This is a genomic window from Rhodanobacter sp. FW102-FHT14D06, assembly GCF_043950705.1.
In the GTDB taxonomy this organism is placed as follows: domain Bacteria; phylum Pseudomonadota; class Gammaproteobacteria; order Xanthomonadales; family Rhodanobacteraceae; genus Rhodanobacter.
In genome coordinates, this window is sequence record NZ_CP170722.1 from 471393 (window position 1) to 484603 (window position 13211).

A 13211-nucleotide genomic window follows, 5' to 3' on the forward strand; every position below is an offset into this window, starting at 1 on the left:
GGCGAACGCATCCGGGTTCGTCGTCGCCATTCTTGAAGGACGCTTGCAGGTGCCGTCGCGGCATGCACGTTCAGGCCGCCGCCTTGCCGCGCTGCCCCAACCGCACCACGCCACACACATCCACGATCAGCGCCACCGAACCATCACTGAGGATGGTGGCGCCCGAAATGCCCTGCACGCGCTGGTAATGCGCCTCCAGCGACTTCACCACCGCCTGTTGCTGGCCGAGCAGGTCGTCCACCAGCAGGCCCACGCGGCGACCCTCTTCCTCCACCACCACCACGATGCCGCGCTCGATCTCGGTGATCGCCGCGCTGCAGCCGAACGCGCGGTGCAGGCGCATGATCGGCAGGTACTCGTTGCGGAAATGGAATACCTCGCCGCCGCCGGCGATCTTGCGCACCATCTCCGGGCGCAGCCGCAGCGACTCGACGATGGAGATCAGCGGCACGATGTAGCGCTCCTCGCCCACCGCGGTGACCAGGCCGTCGATGATGGCCAGCGTGAGCGGCAGGGCGATGGTGAACACGCTGCCCTTGCCGCTCTGGCTGCGCACGCCGACGCTGCCGCCGAGGTCGCGCACGTTGCGTCGCACGACATCCATGCCCACGCCGCGGCCGGACAGGTCGGTGGCCTGCGCGGCGGTGGAGAAGCCCGGCTGGAAGATCAGCTCGGCCACTTCGGCATCGTCCACTTCCTGGCCGGGGCGGATCAGGCCGCGCTGCTCGGCCTTGGCCACGATGGCGGCGCGGTTGAGGCCGGCGCCGTCGTCGCTGATCTGCACCACGATGTTGCCGCCTTCGTGGTAGGCGTCCAGCCGCAAGGTGCCGGTTTCGTTCTTGCCGGCGGCGCGGCGCTGCTCCGGCGATTCCAGGCCGTGGTCGATCGCATTGCGCACCAGATGCACCAGCGGATCGCCGATCTTTTCCAGCACCGTCTTGTCCAGCTCGGTGTGCTCGCCGTGCAGTTCCAGCTTCACCTGCTTGCCGAGCTTGCGCTCGAGGTCGCGCACCAGCCGCGGGAAGCGGTTGAACACCGAACCGATCGGCAGCATGCGGATGCGCATCACGCTCTCCTGCAGCTCGCGCGTGTTGCGCTCCAGCTGCAGCAGGCCCTCGCGCAGGCGTTCGAGCTGCGACAGGTGGAAATGTTCGCCGATGTCGCTGAGCATCGACTGGGTGATCACCAGCTCGCCCATCATGTTGATCAGCGCATCGACCTTGTCGATGCCGACGCGGATCGAGCTGCCCTCGCTGCTCGCGGCCGCCGTTTCGCGGACCGGGCGCGGCGCGCTGGCGGGCGCGGGGCTGGCGGCGGGGGCGGCGACCGGTGGCGCGACGAGGGTCGGCGCGGGCGCAACGGGCGCAACAGACGCGGCGGCGATCGGCTCGATCGTCAGCTCGCAGTCGCCCTCGACCCAGTCGAACACCGCGGCCACGTCGGCGCGCGCCACGGCACCATGCAGGCGCAATTCCCAGCCCAGCCAGCACTGGCCCGGATCGAGTTCGGCCAGTTGCGTCGGCGCCGCGTCGACCACGAAGGCGCGGCACACGTCGAGCTGCCCCAGTTGCTGCAGTTCGCGGAACAGGCGCAGCGGGTCGTTGCCGGTCTGCAACAGGTGCGGCAAGGCCACGAAGCGGATCGCCCAGCTGTCCACGCTCGCTGCCGCGGGGGTCGTCGCGGCCGGCGCGGGAGCCGCTTCGCCGCTGACCAGGCGCACCAGTTCGCCGCGCAGCGCCTCGCTGTCGGCGTCGGCCGCGGGCAGGCCGTGGCTGGTGTGGTCGAGCATCGCGCGCAGGCAATCCACCGAGCGCAGCAGCAGGTCGATCAGTTCGCCGTCCACGCCGCGACGTTCGCTGCGCACTTCCTCCAGCAACGATTCGGCCACGTGGGTAAACGCAGCCACCTCGGCAAAGCCGAACGTGGCCGCGCCGCCCTTGATCGAGTGCGCGGCACGGAAGATGGTGTGCACCAGCTCATGGTCGGTCGAGCCCGAATCCAGCGCGAGCAACGCCGCTTCCATGGCGTCCAGCCCTTCCAGGCTTTCCTCGAAGAAGGTCTTGTGGAACTGGGTCAGGTCGACGGCGCCCATCGGTATTCCTTCAGCCGAGCACGCGCTTGACGGTGGCCAGCAGCTGTTCCGGGTCGAACGGCTTGACCAGCCAGCCGGTGGCGCCGGCGGCCTTGCCTTCCATTTTTTTCTCGGTGTGCGACTCGGTGGTCAGCATCAGGATCGGCACGCCCTTGTACGCATCCAGCGCGCGCAGCTGGCGCACCATCGCGATGCCATCCATCACCGGCATGTTGACGTCCGCCAGCACCAGCTCGAACGCGTTGCCGCGGGCGGCGTCCAGCGCCAGCTGGCCGTTCTCCGCTTCGGTCACCTCGTGGCCGGCGCCACGCAGGGTGAAGGCCACCATGCCCCGCATCGAGGCCGAATCGTCTACCGCGAGAATCTTTGCCATGCTGCCACCTCGTGTCAGGCCGACGTTGCCGTCGGCAGGTTCAATGACTGTTCCAGCCCGAGCAGGGCCGCGGCCTCGTGCAGGACCTCGTTGGTGCCGCGCCAGGCCAGCGCGCCGCCGTTGTGTTCCAGCTCGCGCCGGAACAGCACCAGCAACTGCAACGCCGCGGTGTCGACGCGCTCGAGCGCCTGCGCGTCGATCACGATGTCGCCGTGTTGCAGCACCTGCTGCAGTTGTTCCTTCAGCGCCATCTGCGCGGCCAGCCGGCAGTCCGCCGGCAGGCAGACCACCGCGGCCCCGTCGGCCGCCGCCGGTGGCTGCTTGTTCTTCGCTGCCCGCTTGCCGCCCATTTCGATGACTCCGTTCGCGCCGTTGTGCGCCGACGCCTGCTCTATCGGCCGCCGGGCGGTTCGCTTTAGGGAGTCTCGAATAACTGCCCTCTTGCCGTCATTCCCGCGAAAGCGGGAATGACGGCAGCCCGGGTTCTCCCGGGTTTCCCTGCCGGCGCCGGCAGGCGTCGCGCGCCCAAACGGCACGCTCAAGTATTCCCGCAAGCGGCCGATGACCTTCGCGACCGCCGCCTTTCCCATCCGCGCCAGGCGCAGGAACTTACGCTTGAACATTCCACCGATCAGCCTCGCCGCGCTTACCTGGGCTGGCGCCGCCTCCGGCACCACTGCCCAGAGCTGGCGCATCGGCACGGTGCTGGCGGCGCGCCCGCTGGGCGTGAACCCGCAGGGCCTGCTGGTGTTGCAGATCGGCGCGCTCACGGTGGAGGCGGACGTGTCGCACAGCCAACTGCCGGCACAGTTCCAGGTGCGTGTGCTGAGCCTGGGCGCGCAGCCGCAACTGGAGGTGCTCAGCCAGGCGGCCGACCCCACTTTCCAGCGCATGCTGCGCGAACGCCTGCCGCAGCAGAACGGCTACACGCCGCTGCTTTCCACGCTCTCCGCGCTGGCCCAGCGGCCGGCGCTGCGCCAATTGCCGGCCGACGTGCGCACCGCGCTGGCGGTGCTGGAGCAGGCGCTGCGCACGCCGGCGGAAATCACCCGCGGCGACGGCCTGCGCGAAGCGATCCGGCGCAGCGGCCTGTTCTTCGAATCACGACTGCTGCAACCGCGCCCCGGCCAGCCGATGCCGCCCGCCGACGACTGGAAAGGCGCCCTGCTGCGCCTGGCCAGCCTGCTCGACCGGCGCGCGCCGGCGCCGCCGCCATCGGATCGCGGCGACGCCGCGCCACCCTTGCTGCAGCGCGCACTGCAGTCGCAGCCGCGCCTGCCGCTGCCGTTGCCGGCGCTGACCGGCGATGACGACGTGGCCCAGTTGCTGCGCCGCCTGCACGGCGACGTGAAGGCCGCGCTGGCACGCATCGAAGTGGCGCAGCTCGATGCCAGCGCCCATCCCGCCTCGGCCTGGATCATCGAGGTGCCGCTGCTGGGCAAGGACGGCCACGACGTGCTGCAGATCAAGCTGGAGTTCGGCACCGACGGCGCCGAGGGCAGCAAGGGCTGGACACTGGGTTTCGCGCTGGACCTGCCCCCGCTGGGCCCGGTGCAGGGCGAGCTGCAATTGAACGAGCCGCGGCTGTCGGTGCGGCTGTGGGCCGAGCGCATCGAGACTGCGCAGAAACTGGAGCGCCAGTTCACCCCGCTGCGCCAGCGCCTGGCCGCCTGCGGCGTGCTGCTCGACCAGCTGAGCTGCCAGGTCGGCATACCGCACCCGCCAGGCAGCAGTGCCCTGTTGCTGAAGGCCACCGCATGAACGATCAGCCGCCACCGAAGCGGGTCAGCCTGCGCCTGGCCGGTGCCAGCGAGGAAACCGCGCCGATGTCGCCGCAGTCGCTGGAACTGCTGCTGGCCCGCGCCCGCGAGATGGGCGTGCCGCTGCACCACGACGCCCAGATCGCCGCCCTGCTGGCCACGTTGCGCCTGCGCGACGACATCCCCGTGCAGCTCTACGCCGCCGCCGCCTCGGTGCTGGCGACGATCTACGACGCGGCGGAGGAGTAGGCGCGAGGCGCGCCGGCCGACCCGGAAACGGCAGGAGCCCGCTTGCGGGCGATGCCTTTGGCCGGGAATCGGGAATCGCGAAAACAAAAGCATCGCCCGCAAGCGGGCTCCTGCGGGAGCGCGACACCGGCGCGCTGATTCCAGCCGATGTCAGGAACCGGCCGGATGCATCTGCATTACCAGCCGCGCCTCGTCGCGCGACAAGCCGCAGCGGCTCACCAGCTGGTCGAGGTCGGCGCCTTCGCGGGCCAGTTGCTGGGCCAGCTCGTAGGACTGGCGGGTGGGCGGCGGTTGCTGCTCGGCGTGGCGGATCTGCCGCTCGACGCGGCCGAGCGCGGCGACCAGCATCGAGGTCGGCACGTCGGTGACGCCGTGGGCGGTGTCATGCACGACCTGTTCGACGCGTTGCTGCAGCTGCAACGAGTGTTGCCACAGCCGGTACAGCACGGCGCACTGGACCAGCGCCAGCCCCAGCAGCACCCCCATCCCGATCTCAAGCCACATGGCCCGCTTCTCCCCCCAGTCGACACAACCGACATACATCAAGCAGGGCCACGAATCCACCCTGCCATGACAGCACGCCGGTGACCGGATCGTCGCGGCGGCTGGCGCGGCCCGGCGGCGGGGGTTCGATCTCGATGCCGTCGCTGTGCAGCAGCTCGCCGATCGCGCCCACGCGCAGGCCGACCAGGTGTTCGGCGTGGGCCAGCATCACGATGCGCACGCTGGCCGGATCGAGCGGCGCGCTCGCCACGCCCATGCGGCGCTGGCCATCGAGCACCGGCACGATGCGTCCGCGCAGGTGGCGCACGCCGAGCACGTCGGCGGCGGCGCCGGGCACGGGGGTGATGTCGCCGTCGCGGATCACCTCGTTCACCGCCTCCAGGGGCGCGGCATAGAGCTGCGCGCCGATGCGGAACGACAGCCAGTGCCCGGCGGCAGCGGCGGGTGCGCGGGCGGGCGCGTTCATGGGCAGGGTCCGGCAAGGTTGAACAGAGGCATGGCGCTCACCGATCCGGGCTGAGGTTGCGCGCGACCGGATGCGGCGCATCGGCCGGCACGGCGGGCGTGACCGCGGCAGGCAGCGAGTCGGCGGGATGGACGGCGATCACCGCGGGCACGACCGGCAGCAGGCCTGCCCCGCTGGCCGCAGCGGGTGCAGGCGCGGGTGCGGCAGCATTCGCGACAGGCGCCGCGGCCGGGCCGGCCAGCTCGCTCCATCGCTGCGCATCGAGCTGCTCGCGCGGCTCGCCCGTGCGCTCGTTCATCACCACCACCAGCACGCGACGGTTCTGGTTGCGGCCTTCGGCGGTGTCGTTGGTGGCCAGCGGACGCACCTCGCCCCAGCCGATGATGCCCAGCCGGTCGGGTGCCACGCCCGTCATCGCGAACAAGCGCGCCACGCTGGCCGCGCGCGCGGCGGAGAGCTCCCAGTTGGACGGATATTGGGCGGTGCTGATCGGCACGTTGTCGGTGAAGCCTTCCACGCGCAACGCGTTGGGGAAGCGGGCCAGGATGCCGGCCAGGTTCTCCAGCACCGCGTTGGCCGAGCTGGAAAGCTGTGCCACGCCGCTGGGGAACAGGATGTCGGTGCGGATCTCGATCTCCAGCCAGTTCGGCGTGTGGCGCACCACCACCAGCTTGCGGTCGATCAGCGGCTGCAGCGCCTTGCGTACCTGGTTCTCGATGTCGTGCATGCTTTGCGCGCCGCCGCGTCCCGGCGCCGGCGGGCGCTGCAGCGGCAACGGCAGCGTCACCGGGTTGCTGCGGTTGACGGAATGGCGGATCGGCACGGCCGCGGCCGGCTGGCGCTGGCCTTCAGACGCGGGCGGCGGCGCGATGACCTGGCTGTTGCCGTTGAAGGCCTGCAGCAGCGATTCGGACATCACGCGGAACTTGCCCTCGTTGACCACCGACACCGCGTACATCACCACGAAGAAGGCCAGCAGCAGGGTCATCAGATCGGCATAGGGGATCGCCCACGCCTCGTGGTTCTGGTGCTCTTCGTGGCGATGCCGCCTCACGCGACGTAACCCTGCAGGCGCGCTTCGATCTGGCGCGGGTTGTCGCCCTGGGCGATCGAGACCAGGCCTTCGACCAGGATCTCGCGCATCTGCGACTGCTTGCCCACCAGGCTCTTCAGCCTTGCGGCCATCGGCAGCATGAACAGGTTGGCCAGCGCCACGCCGTAGATCGTCGCCACGAAGGCCGCGGCGATGCCGTGGCCGAGCTTGCTCGGATCTGCCAGGTTCTGCATCACCGCCATCAGGCCCATCACCGCGCCGATGATGCCCAGCGTGGGCGAGTAGATGCCGGCGTTCTCGTAGACCTTGGCGCCGGCCAGGTCGATCGCCTCGCGCGTGTCCATGTCCACTTCCAGCACGCTGCGGATGGTGTCCGGCTCGCCGCCGTCGACCAGCAGTTGCAGTCCCTTGCTGACAAACGGGTCGCTCTCGGACTCGATCTGCGGCTCCAGCCCGAGCAGGCCCTGGCGGCGCGATATTTCGCTCCAGCCCACGATGCGGCTGATCAGGTCGCGCGGCTCGTGCCGCGGCGGCCGGTAGATCAGTTTCATCATCTTGAGCGCGTGTTTCATCACCGCGCCCTGGTTCTGCACCAGCAGCGCGGCCAGCGTGCCGAAGAACACAATCACGAACGCGGCCGGGTTCCACAGCGCTTCCACGGTGGAGCCCTTGAGCACGGTGCCCATCACGATCACCACGAAGCCCAGGATGGTGCCGATGATGCTGATTCTGTCCATGCGGTCAGACTTCCTTCTGCAGCGAGGCGGAACAGCTGTCGGCCGCGGCGACCAGGCCCGCCAGGTCCATCACCAGCGCCAGCCGTCCGTCGCCGGTGACGGTGGCGCCGGCGATGCCCGAGGCGTCGGCGAACAGCGGGCCGAGCGGCTTGACGATGACGTCCTCGCGCCCGCGCACCTCGTGCACCAGGCAGCCGAGGCGCTGGTGGCCGATGTGCAGCACCACCACGTGGCGGCCGGCACCGGCATCGGTGCCCACCCAGCGCGCGAGATCGGTCAGCGGCAGCGCGCGGCCGCGGTGCTCGGCGACCAGGCGGCCATCCAGCTCGCGATCCTGGCCGTCGGCCAGTTCGAACACTTCCTGCACGTTGCCCAGCGGCAGCGCCAGCAGGCGGTCGGCCACGCGCACCATCAGCACGCGCAGCACGGCGAGGGTCAGCGGCACGGTCAGTTCCAGCTCGCTGCCGTGGCCCAGCCGCGACTGCACGCGCAAGGTGCCGCCCAGCTCGGCCACGCGGGTCTTGACCACGTCCATGCCGACGCCGCGGCCGGAGATGTCCGACACCGCCGCGGCGGTGCTGAAGCCGGGGCGGAAGATCAGTTCATAGCACTCGGCGTCGCTCAGGCGGGCAGCCTGGGCATTGTCCAGCAGGCCCTTCTCGACCGCCTTGCGGCGCAGGATGTCCGGGTCCATGCCGTGGCCGTCGTCGCTGACCGCGATCACGATGCGCTCGCCGCGCTGACTGGCGGAAAGCACGATGCGGCCCTTGCGCGGCTTGCCGTTGCGCTCGCGTTCGTCCGGCATTTCCACGCCGTGGTCGAGTGCGTTGCGCAGCAGGTGGATCAGCGGGTCGGCCAGCGCTTCGACCAGGCTGCGGTCGAGGTCGGTGCCCTCGCCTTCCAGCACCAGTTCGACCTCCTTGCCGAGCTGGCGCGCGAGGTCGCGCACGATTCGCGGGAAGCGCTGGAACAGGCGTCCGACCGGCTGCATGCGCATGCCCATCGCCGCGCCCTGCAACGCGTCGGTGACGCGATCGAGTTCGCCGGCGGTGGTGGCCAGCGATTCGTCGCCGAGGCGCGCGGCCAGGCTGAGCAGGCGGTTGCGCAGCAGCACCAGTTCGCCGGCGTGGTTGACCAGCAGGTCGAGTCGCGCGGTGTCCACCCGCACCGAGTGATCCGCCGCCGCGGCCGGACGCGCCGGGGCGGCGTTCGCCGACGGCGCGGTCGTTGCGGGCGACGGTGCAGGTGAAGGTGAAGGTGCGGCAGGCTGGCCCGGCTTGCCGTGCAGGCTGTCGAGCAGGGCCTCGAACTCGTCGTCGTCGATGCCGGCCGGCGGCGCGGCGGGAAGCGGGGCCGGCGCGACGGTGCCGGGGGCGGCGGTGCCGTACAAGGTGTCCAGCAGCGCCTCGAATTCGTTGTCGTCGATGGCGCCGGCTTCGGCAGGCGCCGCGGCCGGCGGCGGCGCGGCCACCGGTGCCGGCGCCGCGGCGTGCGGCGTGAGCGCCTGCAGCAGGGCCGGCGGCGGCATCGCCATCGCGCCGCCGTCGCTCACCGCGGCCATCATGTCGTTGAGCAGGTCCAGCGCCTGCAGCAGGCCGTCCATGTGGGCGGCGTCCAGCGCGACCTTGCCGTTGCGCGCCTCGTTGAGCAGATCCTCGGCGTGGTGGCACAGCACCACCATCGGCTCCAGCGCGAGGAAACCGGCGCCGCCCTTGACGGTGTGGAACGCGCGAAACACGGCGTTGAGCAGCTCGCTGTCGCGCGGCGACGTCTCCAGCGCCACCAGTTGCTCGCCGAGCCGCTGCAGCAACTCCCCGGCCTCGACCAGGAAATCCTGGCGCAGCTCGAGGTCGAATGCCGTGTCCATCGAGGCCATGTCCTCAGAATCCGAATTCGCTGAGCAGGCGGTCGGCCTCCTCCTGGCTGGAGACCTTGGCCGCGCTGGCCGGCAGGTCGCTGCCTGCCAGCGCGCCGGTCAGGCGCACCAGTTCCAGCAGGGTCGACTCGACCGAGCCGATGAAGTTGTCGACCTTCTTGATGCGTTGCCCGGTGAGGTCCTGCCACGACTGCGCCACCACCAGTTCGGCCAGCCCTTCGCGGCAGCCCTCGGCGAACATCACCGATTCGCGCGCGAGCACCGCGGAGGGCTCGTTGTCCTGCGACCACTTGAGCATTTCGGCGGCGTTGATGGTCAGCGCCTCGGCCTGCGGGCGCATGCGCTCGGCGAAGTCGATGGTGCGGTGCGCGGCGTTGGCGCTCATCTCCAGCGCGTCCTGCAGGTACTGGCGCGCGTCGGCGACGTTGCCGGGGAAACCGTCCTGCGCCAGGTCGGTGCCCAGCCGGCGCACGGCGTCGTGCAGGTCGCGCGCGAGCTGGCCCAGCGCGCGGAACATGTGCTGCTCGCGCTGGCGCACGATGGCGTCCAGCGCCTGCTCGAACTCGGCGCCGTTCGGGCTGTTCAGCAGTTCGCGCAGTTCGGTCGGCAGGTCCTTGTCCATCGCCAGGGCGGGAGCGGCGGCGTTCATGCGGCCACCCCGCCGGCGGCGATGCGCTCGAAGATCTTGGTGAGTTTTTCCTTCAGCGTGACCGCGGTGAACGGCTTGACGATGTAGCCGTTCACGCCGGCCTGGGCGGCGGCGATGATCTGGTCGCGGTTGTTCTCGGCGGTGACCATCAGCACCGGCAGGCCCTTCAGCGACGCTTCCGCGCGGATCGCCTTGAGCAAGTCGATGCCGGTCATGTTGGGCATGTTCCAGTCGGTGACCACCAGGTCGAACGGCTGGCTGCGCAGCATCGCGATCGCGTTCTCGCCGTCGTCGGCCTCCTGGATCAGCGGGTTGCTGAAACCCAGCTCCACCAGCAGGTTCCTGACGATGCGCCGCATGGTGGAGAAGTCGTCCACCACCAGGATTTTCATGTTCTTGTCCAACGCTTCTCTCCACATGGGCCGTCAGGCGGCCCCTTGGTTTTGGTCCGTCCGGCCGCGGTCAGCCGCGCCAGCCGGAAAGTCGTGCGCGCAACCGGAGCACCGCCTGCCCGTGGATCTGGCAGACGCGGGACTCGCTCACGCCGAGCACCGCGCCGATCTCCTTCAGGTTCAACTCCTGTTCGTAGTACAGCGACATCACCAGCTGCTCGCGTTCGGGCAGGCCGCTGATCGCCTCGGCCAGGTCCTCGCGCATGCCCTCGCGCTCGATGTTCTCCGACGGCCCGAGGCTGCCCTCGTCGGCCACGTCCATCACGCCGCCCTCGTCGCCGTCGTCCGACCCGGTGAGGCTGAGCAGCCGCACGCAGGCGGCATCGGCCAGCACCTGGTGGTATTCCTCGGCGCTGATGCCCAGCCGCCGCATCACCTCCTTCTCGTCCGCCTCCGCACCCGTCTCGACCTCGATCTGGCGGATCACCTCCGCCACCTCGCGGGTCTTGCGATGGACCGAGCGCGGCGCCCAGTCGGTGCGTCGCAGCTCGTCCAGCATCGCGCCACGGATGCGGATGCCCGCATACGTTTCGAAGCTCGCCCCGCGGTTCTGGGCGAAATTGCGCGACGCTTCCAGCAAACCGATCATTCCCGACTGGATCAGGTCGCCCACGTCCACGCTGGCCGGCAACCGCCCCATCAGGTGATAGGCGATCCGCCGCACCAACGGTGCATGCCGGCGTACCAGTTCGTCGGCACTTTCGCGGGAAACCTGCAGATACTCCGAAGCCACACTCATCTCGGCACCCCATCAGCCGTTGCGTTCCGGCCGCCAAAGAAGGCAATCCGGTCGAACACTGCGCGGTCCGTCTCCGCCCACTTATCGACCAGTTCCGCCAATTTCTTGAATGCCAGCGCCGAATGGCTCGACGGCCACACGTCGACGACGGCACATTGCCTGCGGATGGCCTGGCGCAGACGCTCGTCGTGCGGCACCCATCCACTGAAATCGATCACCACGTCCAGGAAGCGGTCGCTGACCCGCGCCAGCTTCTGGTGCAGCGCGCGCGCATCGCCCTCGTTGCGCACCATGTTGGCCACCATGCGGATGCGCCGCACGCCGAAATCGCGGCTGAGCACCTTGGTCAGGCCGTAGGCGTCGGTCAGCGAGGCGGGCTCGTCGCACACCACCAGGATCACGTCCGAGGCGGCGGCGGCAAACATGGTCACGTTGTCGGACAGGCCGGCAGCGGTGTCCACCAGCAGGAATTCGGGCGGGCGCGCCAGTTCGTCGAACGCGCGGATGATCGCCGCGTGCTCGCCGTTGTCGAGCTGCGCCAGCCGGCGCGCACCGGAGCCGGCCGGCACCACCTGCAGGCCGCGCGCGGCGGGCAGCAGCAGTTCCTCCAGCGTGCACTCGCCGTCGAGCAGGTGGCCGATGTGGCGCGAGGGGGTGAGCCCGAGCATCACGTCGACGTTGGCCAGGCCCATGTCGGCGTCCAGCAGCATCACCTCGCGGCCGGCGATGGACAGTGCCATCGCCAGGTTCACCGCGACCGTGCTCTTGCCCACGCCACCCTTGCCGCCGGCCACCGCGATGGTGCGGCACGGCGGGCGTGCGGGCGCGCCGTTGCCGAACAGGTTGCTGGCCTGGTGACCCGGCGGCAGCGCGGCCGGCGGGGTCGCCGGGCCGGCGGCCATGCCCAGTGTCTGTTGCAGCCCGAAGGCCTGGTCCATTGCAGGTACTCCGCTCATGCGCTGGCTACCGCCAGTCCGAACCGATCGGCCATCAGGCTGTCGTCGGGAATGCCGGTCTTCAGCGATTGCGCCGCGCGGCACACCAGCACGCGCGCGTCGGCCACGCTGATGTCCTCCGGCACGCGCTGGCCGTCGGTGGTGTAGTCCAGTGCCAGCCGGCGCCGGATCAGCACCGACAGCGCGCCGCCCAGGTTGGGCGCTTCGTCGAGCTTGGTCAGGATGCAGGCCTGCGGCTGCAGCGGCAGGTAGGCGCGCACGGCGTCGTCCAGCGACTGTGCATGCGTGTTCGCCGCCAGCACCAGGGTGGCGCGCAGTTCATTGGCCTGGGCCAGGGTGTCCAGCTGCTGGTTGAGCCGCGGATCGTGGCTGGCCACGCCGGCGGTGTCGATCAGCACGGTGTGGCGATCGCGCAGCAGCTCCAGCACCTTGCGCAGGCTGTCGCCGTCGTAGGCCGGGTAGACGCGCACGCCGAGCAGGCGGCCGTAGTGTTCCAGCTGCGCGGCCGCGCCGATGCGGTAGTGGTCGGTGCTGACCAGGGCGACCTGGTCGGCGCCGTGGCGCATCACCGCGCGGGCGGCGAGCTTGGCGATGGTGGTGGTCTTGCCCACGCCGGTGGGACCGACCAGGGCGGTGACCATCGGCGCATCGTCGGCCAGCGCGCGGCCGCTCACCGCCAGGCGGCGGCTGAGCATGCCCAGCGGCAGGTAGCGTGCCTGCTCGGCATTGATCTGCTCGGGCAGGTCGTCGACCAGCAAACGCGCCACGTCGGGCTCGATGCCGATGCGGGTCATCTCGCGCAGCACCCGCGCGCGCAGCGGCTGGCGCCGCTCCAGGTCGTTCCAAGCGAGGCTGGACAACTGCACTTCCAGCATCTCGCGCATGCTGCCCAGCTCGTTGCGCAGGCGCGCCGTGTCCTGCGCGGCACGTTCCATCAGCGGCGCGGCCGCGGCACCCGCGGCGACCGGCGCGGCAGGCGTCGGCTCGACGCGCGGACGACGCGGCGGCGGCGGTGCCACCGCGGCACGAGGCGCGGGCGCCTCAGCGACCGGCGGCTGGCTGTTCGCCGCCGGCAACGGCGGTGGCGGCTCGGCCGGCGCACGCGCGCCCCCCTGGCGCGAAGCCTCGCGCATCAGCGCTTCGTCGTAATCCAGCGCCGCGATGATCTCGATGCCCTCGGCAATCCGCCGCGTCGACAGGATCACCGCCTCGTCGCCCTGTTCCTCGCGCACCTCGCGCATCGCCTGGCGCATGTCGGGGGCTACGTAACGTTTGATTTTCATCTTTGCTCCGCAAACGGGAAT

The 13211-nt window shown here is 70.3% G+C and carries 15 protein-coding genes; 2 read left to right on the forward strand and 13 right to left on the reverse strand.

All coding sequences use genetic code 11. The features are described 5' to 3' along the window. Positions 1–70 precede the first annotated feature (70 nt). From ACFCQI_RS02460 to ACFCQI_RS02470, 3 genes are read right to left on the reverse strand one after another with little or no spacing between them, the layout of a single operon-like run. Positions 71–2092 (reverse strand): chemotaxis protein CheA, encoded by a 2022-nt coding sequence (locus ACFCQI_RS02460; RefSeq protein WP_395119794.1) that lies wholly within the window; start codon positions 2090–2092, stop codon positions 71–73. 10 nt (positions 2093–2102) lie between these two features. Then, positions 2103–2465 carry a response regulator gene (locus tag ACFCQI_RS02465; RefSeq protein ID WP_136257427.1) on the reverse strand — a complete coding sequence of 121 codons (363 nt, stop codon included), beginning with the start codon at positions 2463–2465 and terminating at the stop codon, positions 2103–2105. A 14-nt stretch (positions 2466–2479) separates the two neighbouring features. Next, positions 2480–3088 (reverse strand): lipid asymmetry maintenance protein MlaB, encoded by a 609-nt coding sequence (locus ACFCQI_RS02470; protein ID WP_395119795.1) that lies wholly within the window; start codon positions 3086–3088, stop codon positions 2480–2482. Between ACFCQI_RS02470 and ACFCQI_RS02475 the strand changes: the two genes are divergently transcribed. Then, the gene (locus tag ACFCQI_RS02475) at positions 3081–4226 is read left to right on the forward strand and encodes a flagellar hook-length control protein FliK (RefSeq protein ID WP_395119796.1); all 1146 of its coding nucleotides are present in this window, start codon (positions 3081–3083) and stop codon (positions 4224–4226) included. The two genes, ACFCQI_RS02470 and ACFCQI_RS02475, sit on opposite strands and share 8 nt — an antisense overlap. After that, entirely contained in the window at positions 4223–4474 is a 252-nt protein-coding gene (locus ACFCQI_RS02480) for an EscU/YscU/HrcU family type III secretion system export apparatus switch protein (protein ID WP_395119797.1), read from the forward strand. The genes ACFCQI_RS02475 and ACFCQI_RS02480 overlap by 4 nt, the downstream gene beginning before the upstream one ends. A 150-nt stretch (positions 4475–4624) precedes the next feature. On the opposite strand, the gene ACFCQI_RS02485 is transcribed toward ACFCQI_RS02480, so the two are convergent. The 10 genes from ACFCQI_RS02485 to flhF are packed head-to-tail and all read right to left on the reverse strand — an operon-like array spanning position 4625 to position 13190. Beyond that, positions 4625–4978: a DUF2802 domain-containing protein gene (locus ACFCQI_RS02485; RefSeq protein ID WP_395119798.1), complete on the reverse strand. Its 354-nt coding sequence runs from the start codon at positions 4976–4978 to the stop codon at positions 4625–4627. Further along, positions 4968–5444 (reverse strand): chemotaxis protein CheW, encoded by a 477-nt coding sequence (locus ACFCQI_RS02490; protein WP_395119799.1) that lies wholly within the window; start codon positions 5442–5444, stop codon positions 4968–4970. The genes ACFCQI_RS02485 and ACFCQI_RS02490 overlap by 11 nt, the downstream gene beginning before the upstream one ends. Before the next feature lie 37 nt (positions 5445–5481). Further along, the gene (gene motD / locus ACFCQI_RS02495) at positions 5482–6498 is read right to left on the reverse strand and encodes a flagellar motor protein MotD (protein ID WP_395119800.1); all 1017 of its coding nucleotides are present in this window, start codon (positions 6496–6498) and stop codon (positions 5482–5484) included. Beyond that, positions 6495–7235: a flagellar motor protein gene (locus ACFCQI_RS02500; RefSeq protein WP_395119801.1), complete on the reverse strand. Its 741-nt coding sequence runs from the start codon at positions 7233–7235 to the stop codon at positions 6495–6497. Before ACFCQI_RS02500 ends, motD begins: the two co-directional genes overlap by 4 nt. Before the next feature lie 4 nt (positions 7236–7239). Then, a complete protein-coding gene (locus tag ACFCQI_RS02505) occupies positions 7240–9102 on the reverse strand; it encodes a chemotaxis protein CheA (RefSeq protein WP_395121225.1) in 1863 nt (620 codons plus the stop codon). Between the two features lie 13 nt (positions 9103–9115). Beyond that, positions 9116–9760, reverse strand: coding sequence for a protein phosphatase CheZ (locus ACFCQI_RS02510; RefSeq protein WP_395119802.1), 645 nt, complete (start codon positions 9758–9760; stop codon positions 9116–9118). Beyond that, entirely contained in the window at positions 9757–10164 is a 408-nt protein-coding gene (gene cheY / locus ACFCQI_RS02515; protein WP_395119803.1) for a chemotaxis response regulator CheY, read from the reverse strand. Before cheY ends, ACFCQI_RS02510 begins: the two co-directional genes overlap by 4 nt. A gap of 58 nt (positions 10165–10222) precedes the next feature. Beyond that, positions 10223–10951 carry an RNA polymerase sigma factor FliA gene (locus tag ACFCQI_RS02520; RefSeq protein WP_395119804.1) on the reverse strand — a complete coding sequence of 243 codons (729 nt, stop codon included), beginning with the start codon at positions 10949–10951 and terminating at the stop codon, positions 10223–10225. Then, positions 10948–11889 carry a MinD/ParA family protein gene (locus tag ACFCQI_RS02525; protein WP_395119805.1) on the reverse strand — a complete coding sequence of 314 codons (942 nt, stop codon included), beginning with the start codon at positions 11887–11889 and terminating at the stop codon, positions 10948–10950. The genes ACFCQI_RS02520 and ACFCQI_RS02525 overlap by 4 nt, the downstream gene beginning before the upstream one ends. A 14-nt stretch (positions 11890–11903) precedes the next feature. Beyond that, positions 11904–13190 carry a flagellar biosynthesis protein FlhF gene (gene flhF / locus ACFCQI_RS02530; RefSeq protein WP_395119806.1) on the reverse strand — a complete coding sequence of 429 codons (1287 nt, stop codon included), beginning with the start codon at positions 13188–13190 and terminating at the stop codon, positions 11904–11906. Positions 13191–13211: the final 21 nt, after the last annotated feature.